This is a genomic window from Ruminococcus sp. 1001136sp1_2201st1_G3_2201SCRN_220225 (assembly GCF_040924365.1).
GTDB classification, from domain to species: Bacteria; Bacillota; Clostridia; order Lachnospirales; family Lachnospiraceae; genus Blautia_A; species Blautia_A faecis.
Genome location: NZ_JBCOME010000050.1, coordinates 14,518 through 32,456 on the forward strand (window position 1 = coordinate 14,518; position 17,939 = coordinate 32,456).

Consider the following 17,939-nt stretch of genomic DNA (forward strand, 5'->3'; position numbering starts at 1 on the left):
GCGTTAAGGGTGAAAAGGGAGCAACCGGTCCACAAGGTCTGCAAGGTCCTCAGGGCGTTAAGGGTGAAAAGGGAGCAACTGGTCCACAAGGTCTGCAGGGCGTTCAGGGTGTTCAGGGTGTTCAAGGTCCAAAGGGGGATGGTCTTGATGTTAAAGATACCAGAAACACCAACCAATCTCCAATCTGGTATATACAGAATTATCCGATGACAACAGTGAATGAGCTAAAATTGGCTAGTTCACTTGGTCTATCTGGTGAAAGTTATTGTTTATTAACAACATATGTTCCATGGAAAGATAGTTCTGGAGGATATCCTAAACAGACGGCAAAGATAGAGAATCGTGAGTTGTGGCGAGTCGGCATTAATAATACGACATGGGGTAATTGGAACGATGCCTATTCCCTTGCAAGTTCTGCTGACATGGGAATAGCCAACTGGTGTTACAACAATGATCGTACCTATATCAACGGAGGACGATTATATGCCGGAACTGTTACAGCAACTCAGCTTGCAGCTGATTCAGTTACTGCTGACAAAATAGGAGCCGCTGCTGTAACCTCAGAGAAAATAGCTGCATTGTCTGTTACAGCCGCCAAGATTGATGTTGCCGATTTATTTGCGCAAAACATTACGGCAACAGGAACTATTAGCGGTTTGACATTAACGAGTGCAGACGTTGTTGCTAAAAGAATCATCGCTACAAAAGAAATCTCGTTGTCATGTAAAAACACTGCTGATGTCGAAAGGGTTCTTTATTACGATGGAACTTCTGTACGAGTTGGAAAATTACTCAATGCTGCCGGTGCACAAAGTGGGGCTGGATTCGAGTTCTTTGATAAAACAATCACTATGTATGGTAGTCTGAATCTATACAGCGGCGACATTACAACTACTGGCAAAGTTCAGGGAAAAACAATAACTGCGACTGTAGACATGAATACTAATACCATATATGCATCTAATTGGTTTAGATCGCGCGGTACTACAGGATGGTATAGCGAGGATTATGGTGGTGGCTGGTATATGACGGATGCCGATTGGATTCGGGCATATAACGGAAAAGGTATAACAACCAATGGTAACATGTCCATTGGCGGTTATATTCAGGGTAATAACATAATAAATACAACCTTCGAATATCAGTCCAATAGAGGATCAGTAGATTGGCGCTTTGGTGCGGCAACGGGTACAGGCGATGAAAACTTCTTTGGCTTTTTTGACGCCAACAATAGAATAATCCCACTGGCAATTGACGGAAATTTCGGAAACATTTACGTTGGGTTCAATGTGGGAGGTTCAGGTTCGAAGACTGCTGTAGGGATTTATCTTGGCGCTCAAGTGGCTGGAAATAGAGCTTTTATTTACCACGGAGATTCGTACGCTGGATCAATATGGATTCAAACCAGACTTGATGGATCGTGGAAATGGTTTAGTCTCGGAAGGGTATGTAGCACAGCTCTTTCCGACATTCGACTAAAAGGTAACATAAGAGACACTGAAGTAGAAAATGCCACCAAAGTTATAGAATCAATGAAAATTCATTCTTTCGAGCGAAAAGATTCTCATAAGAAATACAAGATTGGCTTTATAGCAGACGAACTCGAACAGCTTGATCCTAACCTTGTCGATGGTGGCGGAGAAGTTGATGGACACCCATATTATAAATCTGTCAACAACTTGCAGATGCTCGCATATGTTGTGAAGTCAATGCAAGAACTCAATCAAAGAGTAAGTGAATTAGAAAAAGAAAACGAAAAACTCAAAAGAAAACTCAAAAGAAAACTTAACTTAAACTAGGAGGATTAACATTATGGCATTAACAACATCAAGAAGTATTAGTTTATCAGGTCAGTCTATAATAAATGGAATAACAGTAGAAACATACAATGCGTCTGTAAGTGAAACAAATCCAGAGAGCATGTATATCAACCAGTCTACTGTAAACCATGAGATGCGCAAGGCGAATCGAGCCCAGTGTCGCAAAGACAGAGACAAATTTGAGGAATTTGCCTACAGTATCCAGGATGAAATAATTTCTAAAGTGGCAACAGCAAAGGAGGACTAAAACATGGATATTTCAACTTTAACTTCATTATTAACCGATCATTTTGTAGTGGTGATCTTTGCGGCTTCATTAATCGTGGGATATATTATCAAGAACACAACCATTTTCAAAAAAGTGCCAAATGATGATATTCCAGCCATTCTTGCTGTATTCGGAGGCATTCTTAACGCAGTAGTATCAGGACCGTCTGTGGAAACGGTTGTGTGGGGAGCTTTTATGGGATTGGCGTCTACAGGTGCGCATCAGGCGTTCAAGGCATTTGTGGAAGGTAAGAGAAGCACAGATACAATTGAGGGGGACAAATAATGCCGGAAGCAGGTTTTCTAATCACATCAGAGCAGATCATCTACCTCTGCGGATTTGTCGCGGCTGTTTGGGGAGTCTACAAAATTATCAAAGAACTTCGTAAGCCATCTGATGATTTGAGAGATAAGGTGGAAAAACACGAACGGCTCCTGGATAACGATAATAAGCGTATACATAAAATCGAGGAATCAAACCAGTTGATTCTCAGATGTATGCTAGATCTCATCAATCATGCGATAACCGGTAACGGAATCGAGAAAATGAAAGAGACAAGAGATGTTCTGCAAGATTTTCTGATTAATAATTGATAAGTAATGAAGAAAGAGGCTGCGTATATTTTACATGGCCTCTTTCTTTTCGCGAAAAGCACATGCTCCTTTATGAGAAAAACATACCTATTGAAGGAGGATTAGATTATGAATAAAAAGAATGAAAAAATTATAAAAGAATTAGTGTGGTTGGAAGCTGTCATAATGACGTATATAGTTACGTTCGTGTTGGTGATGCTTGGGTCAGCCTATGCTGGTGTAATGTTCTTTATGGTTGCATTCTTGGTATTTGGTTTCTGTTTCAGTGTGTGTGAAGAGAAAGATGAGGGTCAGCAATGACTCTCACTTTTTCTTTTAATTTTCCGTACGCAGGCGACGGTCTCCGTTGGTACTATCAAAACTAGAATGGAGGTAGTCAAAATGGAAAATAAAGAAGAAAAGAAGTTACTTACTGTGAAAGACTTGTGTGCATATTTGAGTATAGGAGAAACCAAAGCGAGAGAGTTGTTGCATAATCCTGATAATGGTTTTACTGTTCGAATAGGAAACCGATTATATGCTCACAGGGATAAAGTCGATGCTTGGTTATTGCGAAATATCTTTTAAAATGGTATATTTGGGGTAAGTTCAATTTGGATTTTCCCCATTACGGAAAGGAGTACATATGGGAAAATCACTAAAAGGAAAAGAACTGGGTATCGGTATCACTCAAAGACAAGACGGCTTATATCAAGCTAGATTCACAAATCGCTTTGGAAAAAGGGAAACTTTATATGATAAGAACCTAAACAATCTCAGAACCCAAATGCGAAAAGCCCAGACTGCTGATGACAATGGAGTAAATCTGGTAAAAAGTAACATGACATTAGACGAATGGTATAAGGTTTGGATAACCACATGTAAAGGAAATTGTAGAAATACAACATTAAGCGCCTACGATATAGCGTATAAATCTATAAAAGAGAGAATCGGTCGTGAAAAAATACAGAAGCTAAACCCTGTGATATTGCAATCGGAGTTGAATAAACTGAAAAGCAATCACCAGAGAGTCAGGGTCAAAGTAGTTTTGAATGGTTTATTTATGGAAGCGAAAAGAAATGGTTTGGTACCGCGGAATTTTGCAAAAGATCTTATAACTAAAATTGATAAAGAGACACCAAAAGAGCGACGAGTTCTTGGAATTGAAGAAACTAAATTATTCCTTACATACGCTAAAGGCCATAGATACTATAATTTATTCGTTGTAGCTCTTGAAACTGGAATGCGCATCGGGGAACTAAAAGGGCTGTACTGGAGTGATATAGATTTCGAAAAACGAGCACTGTACGTAAGAAGAACGATGTGTCATATACATGGAGAAAATGGCTACTATTTCGAAGCTCATGATCCGAAAACATTTAATGGAAAACGATTAATTCCACTTACAAATGTATGTATTGATGCGCTTATACGTCAAAAGCTATTAAACGAAACTAGAATTAAAAAACGCAAATGTTGGGATTTCAAAGACCTGGTATTCCCTACAAGCAGTGGCAAACCTTTTCAGGAGGTGTCAGCAATTGACGCAATAAACGAGATACTAAATAAAATGGAAGCTGATGGAATTTGTATAAAAAAATTCACTCCACATGCATTTAGACATACTTTCGCAACAAGAGCTATAGAAAATGGGATGAATCCTAAAACACTTCAAAAAATATTAGGTCACAGCTCATTACAGATGACAATGGATTTATACTGTCATGTTTCAGATGAGACTTTATTTGATGAGATGAAAAAGATGGAAAATCAAAATGGTGTAAAAGTGGTGTAGTAAAAAGACCTATAGTCTGAAAACCCTTGATTTTACTGGCTTTTTGGAACTAATCTTTAAGAAAAAGTTAATTTTATACATTTTACGCAACAAACATGGAAATTTGTATATGACTTTGGTATAATATGGAAAAATGCTTTTACAGTGGAAGAAGAAATGCTGTTATAATGAAACAAGATATGGGAGGAAAGGAATATGAAAAAGAGAAGTCGCATTCTGGTATTGATACTGACAGCCATGCTTTCCACAGAACCAGTCCAAATTGTATATGCGGAAACTGCAGAAGCGACGCATGTGACTTCTGAAAGTACTTCCGTTAATCCAAAAGAGGAAAATGCAGATAACTCTGCAGTTGTTCCACCGAAAGCTGATCCTGGCTGGGTAGCTGTAGAAAAAGGGTATCAATGGCGGCAGGAAGATGGTACTTTACTTCAGAAATCGGGTTGGGTAACGATCAACGGCAGGAAATATTATCTCCATAAGAGTGGAATTCGCTATTCAGGCTGGCAGATATATAAGAACAAAAAACGCTATTATCTGTCGAATGGTGATGCGGCAAGAAACAGATGGATAAAATACAAAGGAAACTATTATTACATCCGAAAGAATGGAACCAGCGCGCCGAAGAGTAAATGGCTTACTGTGAAAGGTAAGAGATATTACATTGGAAGAAAAGGCTATCGGCTGACCGGTTTACAGACCATTAAGGGGAAGAAATACTATTTTAATTCAAAAGGTGTTCTCATCAGAAATAAAACCAGCTATAAGATAAAGGGAAAGGAATACGAGATCAATTCAGAAGGAGTTGCCATTCAGGTTTCTGCACTTAAAGCTGAGTGTATGCGAAAAGCAAGGAAATTTGTGGAGAAGCATACTGCTCCGAATATGTCCAACAGCCAGAAATTCAGAACCTGTTTCAATTATCTTATGGGCTATACTGATTTCAAGCCATGGATTTATCCTACTGATGAAGAGTTTAGGACTCAGATCTGGCCTTATCAGTCTGCCATTTACATGTTTGATAATAATCTTTCAGGATGCTGTTACGGTGTTGCAAGTGCAGTTGCTGCATGTGCCAAGGTTTTAGGATATGAGCCGTATGTAATTGCCACCACTGGCGACCATGGATTTGTAATGATTGATGGGCTTTATTATGACAATATGGGACCTTTGTTCGGGGCATCTACCCATTTTGCATATTCTGTAAGATCAAGTGTGAAATTTTAAGGCAGAAACTGCTTTAAAAATAAAAAGCGAAGTAACTATTCAGAAGACAGTATTCCGCAAGGTGCGCGAAATCATGCAAATCATGATTCAACTGAGAAGGTACGAAAAAGTTACAAAGCTAAAAATTTTTATAAAGGAGATTTAGAAAATGAAAAAGTGGAAAAAATTACTTCTTCCTGCAATGTGTGTATTTATGCTGCAGACACCAGTAATTGCAAATGCAGAGGTAGCTGGCAGCAGTGATGGAGCAGCCGCTGTAGTCGAAAATCCGGTTGCAGCTCCCACACCTGCATTATTAAATGGAATTATTAAGAAAGGTTCCAAAACCTATTATTACAAAGACGGCGTAATGCAGAAAAACTGCTGGAGCACAGATAAGAAACAGTACTTTGGCAAAAACGGAGTGGCTTATGCAGCGCCGAAGGAGAGCGGTTATAAGAAAAATGTTGTAGTTAAGAAGATTGGCAAAAAGTACTATGGATTTGACCGAAATGGATATAAAGTAAAAAAAGGTGTATATGCAGACCTGAAAGGAACCCCTTATTACTTTGATAAGAATGGTGTACGTGTAGCCAAGAAGAGCAGCCAGCTGAAAAAAGCCAGCAAATATATGGAAAACGGTGTGAAACTTCGCAAACTTCTTGGCAAACCCTCCAAGACCAGATCCTATTCCAGCTGTATGAATGGTGTAAGCAAAGATATGAAACTGACATATGCAAATATCTATGTATCACTTGGAAAAAAAATCAGCGGTGGTGAAATCATATACGGTATTCAGCCCCGATAGAATATGCAGATTGCAAAAATGATATTTGGAGCCGGATTTTTAGATTAACGGACTCTAAATAATAAAAGAAATATAAGATTGGAGAAAATAAATATGAGAAAGATTACCAAAACATTGGCAGTTGTTCTGTCACTGAGTATGACACTTACAATGGGAACTCCTGTATTTGCAGAAGGAACCGCGGACAGCAGTACTACTGTGACAACTGTAGTTGAAGCTCCGGTTGTTACACCTACACCTGCGCAGGAAAACAAACCACCGAAAACAGGTTTCTACAAAAAAGCAGGTAAGACCTATTATTACAAGAATGGAAAACTTGTAAAAAACAAATATGGCTACAAAATCAAAAATAAATATTATCATATCAACAAAAAAGGTGTGGTAACCACAGCTTCCACAGCCGAGAAACTGGCAGCAATCCGACTTAAAAAATGCGGTGGAAACCTTAAAAAAGCATTTACCTGGAGCTCCACAAAAATTAAATATTTCGGCGGCGTAAAGAAACCGGGAAAAAGTAAGAATGCAGTTGAATATTATGCAGCGTATGGCTTTAAATATGGCAAAGGTGACTGCTATGTAATGGCTGCAACTTTTGCTATGATGGCGAAAGTAAAAGGGCTGAATGTTAAATTTGTTATGGGTTCTGTGCCGCAGCGCAACGGCAAAGACGGCGAGCATGCATGGTGCGAGATTAAATCCGGCAAAACCACTTATGTATATGATCCGAACTTTGCATATACATACCGCAATAACCCAAATGTCAACAGTGGATACAAATTCAAATACGGTGCCAAGGGAACTTACAAATATAATGAAAAAAGAACAAAAATCAGCTTCTGATTTTTTATAACTAAAAAGAATGACATAAGGAGATTGATCATGAAGAGAAAATTATTAATGGCATTATTAGCAGGCACATTAGCCATTGCAGCTCCGGTAAGCTGCTTTGCGGCAGAGACAACTGAAGTAGCTGAGGCAGATGCTGCAGAAGACAGCTCTGATGAGGAAGAGGATGCAGATGCAGAAGAGGCAGATGCGGAATCAGCTGATTCTGATGATACAAAAGAAGAAAAGACCGCTGCCAAAAAGAAAGAAGACTTAAAAACAGTTGGCGAAAAGACAGAAGGCTGCATTGCTTTTAAACTGAGAAATGGTACAGGCAAAAAGATTACAGGACTTGCGATCAAGACTGCTGATGAGACAGAATTTCCTGAGAATATGATGGAAGCTGACGACGTATTTGAGTTAAAAGAGAAGAAGAGAGTATATTTTTCCAAAGAAAACAGTGAAGCAGAGACAGCGGAAGAAACTTCTGAGGATACTGCTCCAACTTATGATATGCAGCTTACCTTTGAAGACGGAACAACAGCAGATGTTCACGGTATTGTACTTGAGGATCTTGGTACCCTTACTCTTCGCGAGAAGGATGGAATTATTTATGGTACTTATAAACTGAAGAGCACCAAAGAGAAGAAGAGTACATACGATACTGAGAAAGCAATCGCTGACCAGGCAGCTGCTGATGCAGCCGCAGCTCAGGCAGCAGCAGACCAGGCGGCAGCTGCACAGCAGACAGAGAGTTATGATTACTCCTACGACAACAATGATTATTCCTATGATTACGGCGGTGGGGATGATTATAGCGGCGGTGATGACGGCGGAGACGGCTGCCTGGATAATGGTCTTTTAAATTAAAAAGATTTGCTTCCTATAGAGGGGCACACCATATAGGACTTTCAGTTGCTTTGCAACTCAAATACAGGACATGGCTCTTGCACTGTGAGGAGCAGTGCAGAGCCATGTCCGGTTTAGGAGAAAAATATGTCGTTAGTATCTAATCTGTTTATACTATTTGTGGCGGCAAGTGTACTTATTTACTATCTTGTCCCACGCAGATTTCAGTGGATCGTTCTTCTTGCTTTCAGTTATATCTATTACATAGCAGGCGGTCCCCGTTACGTTGTCTTTATTCTTTTTTCCACCATTGTAACCTGGCTGCTGGCTCTTCTCATTGAAAAAACAGAAGGAAACGGCAATCACAAAGGTGCAAAAAAACTTTTAATTCTTGGGCTGATTCTCAATTTCGGGATGCTTGGCGTGGTAAAGTATACCAACTTTACAATAGAGAATATCAACGCCCTGTTTCATTTACATTTAAGAGGAATTGAACTTCTGTTTCCCCTTGGAATTTCTTTCTACACATTTCAGTCTTCCGGATATCTTCTGGATGTATATTGGAAGAGATGTAAGGCAGAAAGACAGCCGTTTAAGTATGCGCTGTTTGTATCTTATTTTCCCCAGATTTTACAGGGACCTATTGGTAGATACAGTCGTCTGGCAAACCAGCTTTATGCAGAGCACAAATTTGAAAGTCAGAATATTGTCAGAGGGTTTGAACGAATTCTCTGGGGCTTTTTTAAGAAGATGATTCTTGCAGATTGGGCTGCGGTTTTTTCAGATGCGATTTTTTGTGATCCGGAGAAATACAATGGAGTTGCTCTGCTTGGAGTATTATTTTATCTGATTCAGATTTATGCAGATTTCTCTGGTGGAATGGATGTTGTGATCGGTATTTCTTCTATGTTTGGAATTGAATTGGATGAGAACTTTAAAAGACCTTATTTTGCAGTATCGACTGCAGATTTCTGGCATCGCTGGCACATCACCCTTGGAACCTGGATGAAGGATTATGTATTCTATCCGGTTACATTATCTCGTTGGATGAGTAAATTCGGTAAGAAATGCAAAAAAGTATTTGGTAAGAAAATCGGCCGTGCTATTCCAATTGGTGCAGCAAATCTGATTGTATTTTTCCTTGTGGGTATCTGGCATGGAGCTGCATGGAAATATATCGTATATGGTATGTATAATGGTATCATTATTGCATTTAGTGGAATTATGGCTGATAACTATCGCAGTTGGAAGAAAAAACTGAATATTTCCGGTAAAGAAACCTGGTATTACGTATTTACAGTAGTCAGAACGTTTATACTGGTTCTTATTGGTAATTATTTTGATCGGGCAGACAGTGTAGGACAGGCTTTTCTTATGATGAAGCAGTCCCTGACAAGTTTTGCTCCATCTCAGCTTCTTATGATTCCGGCAGGTAAACAGGGGACTGCATTTACTCCTTATGCTCTTTTGATCATTGGTGTTTTATGTGTGATTCAGTTTATTGTCAGTGTACTTCAGGAAAGAGGAGTGAAAATTCGCGAGTCTCTTGCAAAGCTTCCTTTACCTGTTACAGCTGCCATTTATTTTTGCATGCTGGTATCCATTGGCTTGTTTGGTTCCACTGCAGTAGCGAGAGGTTTTATTTATGCACAATTTTAAGAAAATCGTAAAGACAGTACTGGTACTTGCTGTGTGTATAACACTTCTTGTAGGATTGGATATGGCGCTTTATCCATGTACCTTTATGAGGAATGATATTCATGCAGTGGTAAATAATCAATATGATGACATTATTCTGGGAACTTCTCACGGAATGACAGATATTGATCCGGCAGTAATGGAAGAAATTACAGGAAGAACTGGTCACAATATGTGCGTTGGAGGAGAATATGTAATTGACGCGTATCATATTGCGAAGCTGATTGCAGAGAAGCAGAAGCCTACCAGAATTATTTATGAAGTGGATCCGGAATATCTGGTTTCCAAAAAAGAAGAAGGAAACAATTATCTTCTGTTTTATCACGAGTTTCCTTTCTCAAAAGCTAAATTGGAATATTTCTGGAATTCTATTGCGGACTGCAATTTCAGAACTGTTCTGTTTCCGTGGTATGAATATTCACTTAGCTATGAGCTTGGAAAAGTAAAGGAAACTTTTTCTCAAAAATGGAATAAAGATTATGATATTTCCCATTTAAAGAGCGATACCCAGGAATACCATGAAAGTGGCCTGATTGAGCGTTATCCGGTTGATACAACCAAGCTGAAAATGCAGTCTATGAAGGATTTTACAGAAGCTCAGGTAAAACCGCAGAATATGGAATATCTTGGAAAGCTGATTGATTTTTGCGCGGAAAATAATATTGAATTTGTAGCTGTAACTACTCCGATTCCAATTGATACACTGAAAGTTTACAGTGATAATTTTAATGCGGCTTCAAAATATTTGGGAGAGTATTTTAATCAAAAAGGAATTACTTACCTGAATTTTAATACACAATACTTCAAGGCATTTTCTCACGACTTAAGCAGTTATACGGACTATAATGGTCATATGAATGGAAATGCTGCAAAAGAGTATTCCAAAGTGTTGGCAAATATTTTAAACCAAATTTAATATATGGAGGTGTCATATGCCAAGAATTATGACAGATTTTCTGGATGATGCTGTAAAAACACATCCAAATAAAGCTGCTTTTACAGAAGAAGCAAGATCCCTTACATATAAAGAGCTTCAGGAAGAGGCTTACAGGATTGCAATGCCGATTATAAAGTCGGGATTTCGTAAGAAACCAGTAGCCCTTTATTTTGATAAATCCATTTACTGTATTTCATCAATGATGGCAGTCGCTTATAGTGGCAATTTTTATTCTGTAATTGATACGGAAATGCCGGTTGAGCGAATTAATAAAATATTTGAAGTACTTGAGCCAGAACTGGTACTTACAGACAGAAAGCATTTTGAAAATGCAAAAGAGTTTTTTTGTGAAGACAGGATTATTGTTACAGAGGAATTAAATGATTCTGAAATATTTGAAGAAACAATTGAAGAGAGTAAAGCAAAGATTCTGGAGACGGATGTGCTTTATGTCCTTTTTACTTCTGGATCGACAGGAGTTCCAAAAGGCGTAGTCACACCTCATAAAGCAATCACCAGTTACATAGTTGCATTGGTTTCAGACTATAAAATGGACGATACCTATGTACTGGGTGTTCAGGTTCCGTTTTACTATGTTATGACAGCTCTTGATATTTATGGAACAATTGCAGCCAAAGCACATGCTTACCTGATTCCCAAAAGCAAATTTCTTTTCCCAGCTTATCTGGTTCAATATTTGTACGAAAATAAGATTAATTTACTTAGCTGGGTTCCATCTGCACTTTGCATGATAGCTAATACAAATGCATTTTCTGTAGCAGATCTGTCAGCAATCAGACTCATTGTTTTCGGCGGTGAAGTTATGCCAATAAAACAGCTGAAGGCATGGCAGCAAGCGGTTCCGGATGCTGTATATATTAATGCATATGGTTCTACTGAGATTACAGATGGATGTACTTACTATATTGTAGACCGGGAATTTAAAGATGAAGATATCCTTCCAATCGGCATTCCGTACAGCAATTGTGATGTTCTTGTGATTGATGAGCATGGCAATCCTATAACAGAAGGTGTTGGTGAGTTGGTTGTCAGAGGAAATTCAGTAGGATATGGATATTATAAAGATCCCGAAAAGACCGCGGAAGTATTTATTCAGAATCCACTGAATTCTTGTTATCCGGAAACAGTATATAAAATGGGCGATCTGGTACGTTTCAATGAGTATGGTGAATTGGAGTACTATGGTCGCAAAGATTTCCAGATTAAATATATGGGAAGAAGAATTGAACTCGGCGAAATTGAGGCAAATGTAAGCAGCATTGATGGAGTAGATGAAAATTGTTGTGTATTTGATTCGGCTAAAAAGAGAATTGTGTTATTCTATTCTGGCGCAATTGACGATAAAACATTGCTAAAAACATTAAGGTCAAAATTACCGGATTATATGCAGCCAAGAAAAATCAATCATTTAGTTGAAATGCCTCATAATCAGAATGGAAAAATTAACAGAAAACTTCTGGCAACACAGATTAGCTGAACAGTAACGTATAAAGAAGTGAAGCTTTCTTCGTATTGAAATGATTTAGGATTTGTGTTATGCTCGTAATTGGAAAATAAATGTATCCTGCTTCAGCAGGTATTTGTGCAAAAACGATAATTGGAAAGCGAGGAAACAAAAATGGACAAATTAATAGAAATTCTTGAGGATATTAAGCCAGGGGTAGATTATGAAACCTGTGATACTCTGATTGATGATGGTTTGCTTGATTCTTTTGCAATTTTGTCAATTGTCAGCGAACTTCAAGATGAGTTTGATATTGCTATTACTCCGGCAGATATTATTCCGGAGAACTTTAACTCTGCAACGGCGCTTTGGGAAATGGTCTGCCGTCTGAAAGACTGATTTGAATGTTGTAGTACATAAGGGGAAGAAAGTATGCAAAGGATAAGAAAAATTCTTGCCATTGCCGCGATATCTGTAATGACTGTTTGCACAGTACCTGTTCAGGCAGAAAATGGCGGTGCTTCTGATACAATTCAGATTCAGCCAGTGACAGTGAAGAAAAGCGGTTTTATAAAAGAAGGTACAAAATACTTTTTCTATGATAAGAAAGGCAATAAACTGAAAAGTAAATGGAAAACCATTCAGAAAAGACGTTACTATTTTAAAGCTGATGGAACAGCAGCAGTTGGTGGAACAAAAATTGGAAAATACACATATGTTTTTGATCTCCAGGGAAGATTGCTCAAGCCATCAAAGTCGAAAATTGTACAAGTAGGAAAGCAATTATATTATGTAAACAAAAAAGGACAGGCAATAAAAGGATTTTTCAAAATCGGAAACAAACTCTACAGAGGCGACATTAAAGGACGTCTGACAAAAAACAAAACGGTTGCAAACGTTACCTTTAACAGCAAGGGATATGCCAAAAATGATTTAAATGCCAAACTAAAGATGAAACTTATGACTATAATTTCCAGAATTACGACTACAGAAATGAGTAAATCTGAAAAGCTTTATTCCTGTTGGCGATATCTTACCAGCAGTGGAAATTTCTATTATTCAACATACTGGCCGGATCTGAATAAAAAAGGATGGCAGCGTGAGGTTGCATATAACATGCTTACTACAGGCGGTGGAGATTGTTATGGGTTTGCCTGCACATTTGCAGCGATGGCACGAGAATTGGGATATAATCCGTATGTAGTTCTTGGTCGCGTTTCTGGTACAAGAGATGGTGCTGCGGATGGTCTTACCAGACATGGATGGGTAATGATTGATGGAGCATATTATGATCCGGAAGCTCAGTTTGCGGGCTGGTATCGTGGCGTGTATGGTAATGGAAGTTATGATATCAATCATACAATCAGCCGCTATATAAGGTATGCTTCATAAAAATCTCTGTAACTGTAACATGATTATGAGATTGATCTTTTAACAGGTGCCAAATTTTATAGATTTTTTTACAATTCCATGGTATCATTATCTTAAATGAAGATAGTGTTTCCATGGGATTTTTTTTGAGGTGACGTATCAATGAAACAGCTAAGGGTGAATAAAATTACTGAGTATCTGGAAGCTAAGAAAAATTTTGAAAAGGATTATATTGGAATTGAAGAGCAGGACATAGATGATATAGATACAAATTATTTTATTGCGTATGCAATTTTCTTCGTTTTGTTTTGATGAAGATGAAAATGGGCATAAGAGTGTTATTGACGGTGTGGAAAGATTAACTACAATCCATGAGTTTGTTCAGAACAAATCATGGATGGACAATCAGGTTGGAGATGGTAAAAAAGTACTTGTTGGGAGAATTGGAGGTCATCCATATTAAAGAATGACGGTATAAAATTCTCACAGGATTAAGGAAAGAGAGGATGTTAGTGAGTAATAGAGAGTCAGAATTTAGCAAAGTGCTCAACACGGGTGATGTTTTGGTCGTAGCATTTGGTGCTATGATTGGATGGGGATGGGTTGTGTCCTCTGGTCAGTGGATTACCAGTGGTGGAGTTCTTGGAACGGTACTTGGATTTATTATTGGCGGTATTATGATCTACTTTGTAGGTTTGTGTTATGCCGAACTGACTACCGCAATGCCGAAATGTGGTGGTGAACATGTATTTAGCTATAAGGCATTTGGCTCTATTGGAGCCTATATATGTACATGGTCTATTATTTTAAGCTACATTGGCGTTGTATGCTATGAGGCAGTATCATTTCCAACTATCCTTCAATATGTTTTTCCTAAAATAGCCAGAGGATATTTATATTCGGTTGGCGGATTTGATATATATTTTACATGGCTGCTTATTGCAATTGGAATGGCGCTGTTAATTCTATTCCTCAATATTATTGGAATGAAGAAAGCTGCAAGATTTCAGAAAATATTAACTTGTGTAATTGCGGCAGTAGGAATCGCACTGGTTGCAGGAGCTGCATATTCAGGAAACGTAAACAATCTTCAGAATCAGTTATTGGTTGGAGACACCAATGGCGAAATTATTCAAAATATTGCAAAGGTCGCTATAATGACGCCTTTTTTTCTTTTTGGATTTGATGTTATACCACAGGCAGCTGAAGAAATTAATGTTCCTTTGAAAAAATTGGGGAAGATGATGATTCTTTCTATCATTATGGCGGTTTCTTTCTATGTCCTGGTTGTTCTGGCTGTTGGATATGTTATGAATGCAGGACAGATTAAGACATCGACGTCTTCCGCCACCGGCCTTGTAACTGCCGATGCAATGGGTGTTGCATTTAATAATGCTAATATGGCTAAAGTCCTGATAATTGGTGGTCTTTGCGGTATTGTTACCAGTTGGAATTCGTTCCTGATTGGCGGGAGCAGAGCTTTGTATTCTATGTCTGTTTCCTATATGCTTCCCAGGAAATTTGCTGTACTACATAAGAAATACAATACACCTGTGAATTCATTGCTGTTAATTGGGGCATTATCAGTTATTTCCCCGTTTTTTGGCCGGTCAATGCTTGTGTGGATTGTTGATGCAGGAAATTTTGCCTGCTGTTTTGCTTATTGCATTGTATCACTGTCCTTTATAGTTTTAAGAAGGAAAGAAGCTGATATGAGGAGACCATATAAGGTAAAACACTACAAATTTGTAGGAATAGTTGCAGTTATTATGTCAGGAACCATGTCCGCCATGTATATTATTCCGGAGACGAATTGTACATTGGTCTGGCAGGAATGGATTATTGTCGGTGGATGGATTCTTTTAGGAATTATAATGGCGTATATTAGTAAAAAGAAATATGGCGATAAATTTGCGAATCTTATAAAGTGAGAATAAGTTAAGTTCTATCTCGTTTTATTTATACAGGGGAAGAAAAATGGGAAAGAGAATGCAGGCTGGATTACCATTAAAGGGAAAAAGTTGGCATTAAATAAAAATGGAAAATTGTACACAAACCGTTGGTATAAGGGCTATTATCTTACAGCCAACGGAACAATCGCTACAAGTCAGATGGTTTCAGAGAATGTGTATGTAAATGAAGAGGGCAGGAAATGTGCCAAAGAAGAGGTACGTCTGGGAAAACTGAAGAAGAAACTCCAGTCCACCGTAAATGGGTACAGCGGCAACTGGTCTGTGTATGTGGAAAATCTGAAAACAGGGGATATTTTGTCTATTAATGAAACCAGTATGTATCCAGCCAGTGTAATCAAGCTTTTTGTTATGGAAGCAGTTTATGCCAGCGGCAATAAGAAGCGGATCAACCTGAATGGAACAGTGAAAAGTCTTCTGAACAGTATGATCACGGTCAGTGACAATGAGTGCTATAATGAGCTTGTAAGGACACTTGGAAATGGCAGTTTTTCATCAGGGTGCAATTATATTAACAAGTATTTGAAAAAGCAGGGGTATACGGGCATAAATGGAATCAAGGAAATTTTCCAGTATAGTGTATAATTACCTGAACTAGAGCGCGTTTGAAACAGGCTTTGGAGCCTGTTATTTCTCGGTTATCAGAATACATCGTGGAAGTGTGACCGGAAAACAAACCACGTACACATCATGAAAAATATTATCACCTATTTCTCTTGCAATCTCGTTATGGTTAGTTTATACTAATTACAGAGTTAGGGATAGCTAACCTAACGGTGTAAATCATTTGGACTCCTTATTATGACAGAAAGACCGCTGACATAATATGATGCGGATTGCGGCTGGACTTTTCCGGGAAGCAGTTCGCGAAGGAGTTCCTTTGAAAAATGAAAGGAGTATACATACCATGGATTACTTAGAAATTGAGAAAGTCATTGGAAGAGAAATTATGGATTCCAGAGGAAATCCTACAGTAGAAGCAGAGGTTTATCTGGTAGATGGAACCATCGGCAGAGGAGCTGCTCCCAGCGGCGCTTCTACAGGCGAATTTGAGGCTCTGGAGCTTAGAGATAATGATAAGAACAGATACCTTGGAAAAGGTGTTACGAAGGCTGTAGAGAACATTAATACATCCATCAACGACACAATCTCAGGAATGGATGCATCCGATATTTATGCAATTGACAAGGCGATGATCAAAGCTGACGGAACCAAGGACAAATCAAACTTTGGTGCAAATGCAATCCTGGCTGTTTCCATCGCATGCTGCCGTGCAGCTGCAACATCCCTTGATATCCCGCTTTATCGTTTCCTCGGTGGTATTTCCGGAAACCGTATGCCAGTACCGATGATGAACATTGTAAACGGCGGCTGCCATGCACTTTCCTCAGGACTTGATGTGCAGGAGTTCATGATCATGCCAGTTGGAGCACCAAGCTTCAAAGAGTGCTTAAGATGGTGTGCAGAAGTTTTCCATGCTCTTGCAGCTATTCTGAAATCAAGAGGACTTGCAACATCTGTTGGTGATGAGGGTGGTTTTGCACCAGCTCTGAAATCTGACGAGGAAGCAATTGAGACAATTCTTGAGGCTGTTAAGAATGCAGGCTATGAGCCAGGAAAAGATTTTATGATCGCTATGGACGCAGCTTCTTCTGAGTGGAAGACTGGTAAAATTGGCGAGTACAAGCTTCCAAAGGCCGGTACTGTTTACACATCTGACGAGCTGATCGACCACTGGAAAAAGCTGGTTGACAAGTATCCGATCATCTCCATCGAGGATGCGCTTGATGAGGAAGACTGGGAAGGATGGAAGAAGCTTACCAAAGAACTGGGAGATAAAGTGCAGCTGGTAGGTGATGACCTGTTTGTAACAAATACAGAGAGACTTTCCAAAGGTATTTCTCTTGGATGCGGCAATTCCATTCTAATCAAGCTGAACCAGATCGGATCTGTATCAGAGACTCTTGAGGCAATCAAGATGGCTCATAAGGCTGGCTATACAGCAATTTCTTCCCATCGTTCAGGCGAGACAGAGGATACTACGATTGCTGACCTTGCAGTAGCATTAAATACCTGCCAGATCAAGACCGGTGCTCCGTCCAGAACAGAGCGTGTTGCAAAATACAATCAGCTGCTCCGTATCGAGGAAGAGCTTGGAGATGCAGCAGTATATCCGGGAATGAGCGCATTCAATGTAAAACGCTAATGTTCCGCGAAGTGGTTACTGACTGCAAAGTGAACAGTAACAGATTTACGAGATGATTTCACAGATGTAATCGTAAGCGCAAAATATTGCTACGTTACTCGTAAATTACGCTTGCACCAAAATGATAGATGCAAGCGTTTTACTTTATT

Annotated in this window: 20 protein-coding genes; all 20 read left to right on the forward strand. The window is 38.9% G+C overall.

The annotated features are described in order from the left end of the window. On the forward strand, positions 1 to 1,799 hold a 1,799-nt coding region (gene pilV, locus AB5642_RS15145; protein ID WP_368371726.1), incomplete at its 5' end, for a shufflon system plasmid conjugative transfer pilus tip adhesin PilV. Positions 1,800 to 1,812: 13 nt separating this feature from the next. Beyond that, on the forward strand, positions 1,813 to 2,067 hold the full coding sequence (locus AB5642_RS15150; protein ID WP_368371727.1) for a hypothetical protein: 255 nt from the start codon (positions 1,813 to 1,815) through the stop codon (positions 2,065 to 2,067). A 3-nt stretch (positions 2,068 to 2,070) separates the two neighbouring features. Further along, a complete protein-coding gene (locus tag AB5642_RS15155) occupies positions 2,071 to 2,373 on the forward strand; it encodes a phage holin family protein (RefSeq protein ID WP_173715553.1) in 303 nt (100 codons plus the stop codon). Beyond that, a complete protein-coding gene (locus AB5642_RS15160) occupies positions 2,373 to 2,681 on the forward strand; it encodes a hypothetical protein (RefSeq protein WP_173715554.1) in 309 nt (102 codons plus the stop codon). Before AB5642_RS15155 ends, AB5642_RS15160 begins: the two co-directional genes overlap by 1 nt. A gap of 108 nt (positions 2,682 to 2,789) precedes the next feature. Beyond that, a complete protein-coding gene (locus tag AB5642_RS15165; protein ID WP_173715555.1) occupies positions 2,790 to 2,981 on the forward strand; it encodes a hypothetical protein in 192 nt (63 codons plus the stop codon). 81 nt (positions 2,982 to 3,062) lie between these two features. Next, a complete protein-coding gene (locus tag AB5642_RS15170) occupies positions 3,063 to 3,248 on the forward strand; it encodes a helix-turn-helix domain-containing protein (RefSeq protein ID WP_173715556.1) in 186 nt (61 codons plus the stop codon). Between the two features lie 58 nt (positions 3,249 to 3,306). Continuing rightward, positions 3,307 to 4,455 carry a site-specific integrase gene (locus tag AB5642_RS15175; RefSeq protein ID WP_173715557.1) on the forward strand — a complete coding sequence of 383 codons (1,149 nt, stop codon included), beginning with the start codon at positions 3,307 to 3,309 and terminating at the stop codon, positions 4,453 to 4,455. Between the two features lie 195 nt (positions 4,456 to 4,650). Next, positions 4,651 to 5,682 carry an N-acetylmuramoyl-L-alanine amidase family protein gene (locus tag AB5642_RS15180; protein WP_173718666.1) on the forward strand — a complete coding sequence of 344 codons (1,032 nt, stop codon included), beginning with the start codon at positions 4,651 to 4,653 and terminating at the stop codon, positions 5,680 to 5,682. Positions 5,683 to 5,830: 148 nt separating this feature from the next. Then, positions 5,831 to 6,469: a hypothetical protein gene (locus AB5642_RS15185; protein ID WP_173718667.1), complete on the forward strand. Its 639-nt coding sequence runs from the start codon at positions 5,831 to 5,833 to the stop codon at positions 6,467 to 6,469. Positions 6,470 to 6,562: 93 nt separating this feature from the next. Next, positions 6,563 to 7,309, forward strand: a complete 747-nt coding sequence (locus tag AB5642_RS15190; protein WP_202017098.1) for a transglutaminase domain-containing protein — start codon at positions 6,563 to 6,565, stop codon at positions 7,307 to 7,309. Between the two features lie 39 nt (positions 7,310 to 7,348). Then, positions 7,349 to 8,164: a hypothetical protein gene (locus tag AB5642_RS15195; protein ID WP_173718668.1), complete on the forward strand. Its 816-nt coding sequence runs from the start codon at positions 7,349 to 7,351 to the stop codon at positions 8,162 to 8,164. A 126-nt stretch (positions 8,165 to 8,290) separates the two neighbouring features. Next, a complete protein-coding gene (locus tag AB5642_RS15200; RefSeq protein ID WP_173718669.1) occupies positions 8,291 to 9,802 on the forward strand; it encodes an MBOAT family protein in 1,512 nt (503 codons plus the stop codon). Beyond that, positions 9,789 to 10,757, forward strand: a complete 969-nt coding sequence (locus AB5642_RS15205) for a hypothetical protein (RefSeq protein WP_173718670.1) — start codon at positions 9,789 to 9,791, stop codon at positions 10,755 to 10,757. The genes AB5642_RS15200 and AB5642_RS15205 overlap by 14 nt, the downstream gene beginning before the upstream one ends. 16 nt (positions 10,758 to 10,773) lie before the next feature. Further along, positions 10,774 to 12,276, forward strand: a complete 1,503-nt coding sequence (locus tag AB5642_RS15210; RefSeq protein WP_173718671.1) for an AMP-binding protein — start codon at positions 10,774 to 10,776, stop codon at positions 12,274 to 12,276. Between the two features lie 141 nt (positions 12,277 to 12,417). Next, positions 12,418 to 12,642, forward strand: a complete 225-nt coding sequence (locus AB5642_RS15215; protein WP_148462587.1) for an acyl carrier protein — start codon at positions 12,418 to 12,420, stop codon at positions 12,640 to 12,642. A gap of 33 nt (positions 12,643 to 12,675) precedes the next feature. Next, positions 12,676 to 13,635, forward strand: a complete 960-nt coding sequence (locus tag AB5642_RS15220) for a transglutaminase-like domain-containing protein (RefSeq protein WP_173718672.1) — start codon at positions 12,676 to 12,678, stop codon at positions 13,633 to 13,635. Positions 13,636 to 13,776: 141 nt separating this feature from the next. Next, positions 13,777 to 13,926, forward strand: coding sequence for a hypothetical protein (locus AB5642_RS15225; protein ID WP_173718673.1), 150 nt, complete (start codon positions 13,777 to 13,779; stop codon positions 13,924 to 13,926). A gap of 194 nt (positions 13,927 to 14,120) precedes the next feature. Further along, complete coding sequence (locus tag AB5642_RS15230) at positions 14,121 to 15,545, forward strand: APC family permease (RefSeq protein ID WP_202017099.1); 1,425 nt, start codon at positions 14,121 to 14,123, stop codon at positions 15,543 to 15,545. A 90-nt stretch (positions 15,546 to 15,635) separates the two neighbouring features. Continuing rightward, entirely contained in the window at positions 15,636 to 16,169 is a 534-nt protein-coding gene (locus AB5642_RS15235) for a serine hydrolase (protein ID WP_173718674.1), read from the forward strand. Positions 16,170 to 16,491: 322 nt separating this feature from the next. Beyond that, positions 16,492 to 17,790 carry a phosphopyruvate hydratase gene (gene eno / locus AB5642_RS15240; RefSeq protein ID WP_226837624.1) on the forward strand — a complete coding sequence of 433 codons (1,299 nt, stop codon included), beginning with the start codon at positions 16,492 to 16,494 and terminating at the stop codon, positions 17,788 to 17,790. Positions 17,791 to 17,939: the final 149 nt, after the last annotated feature.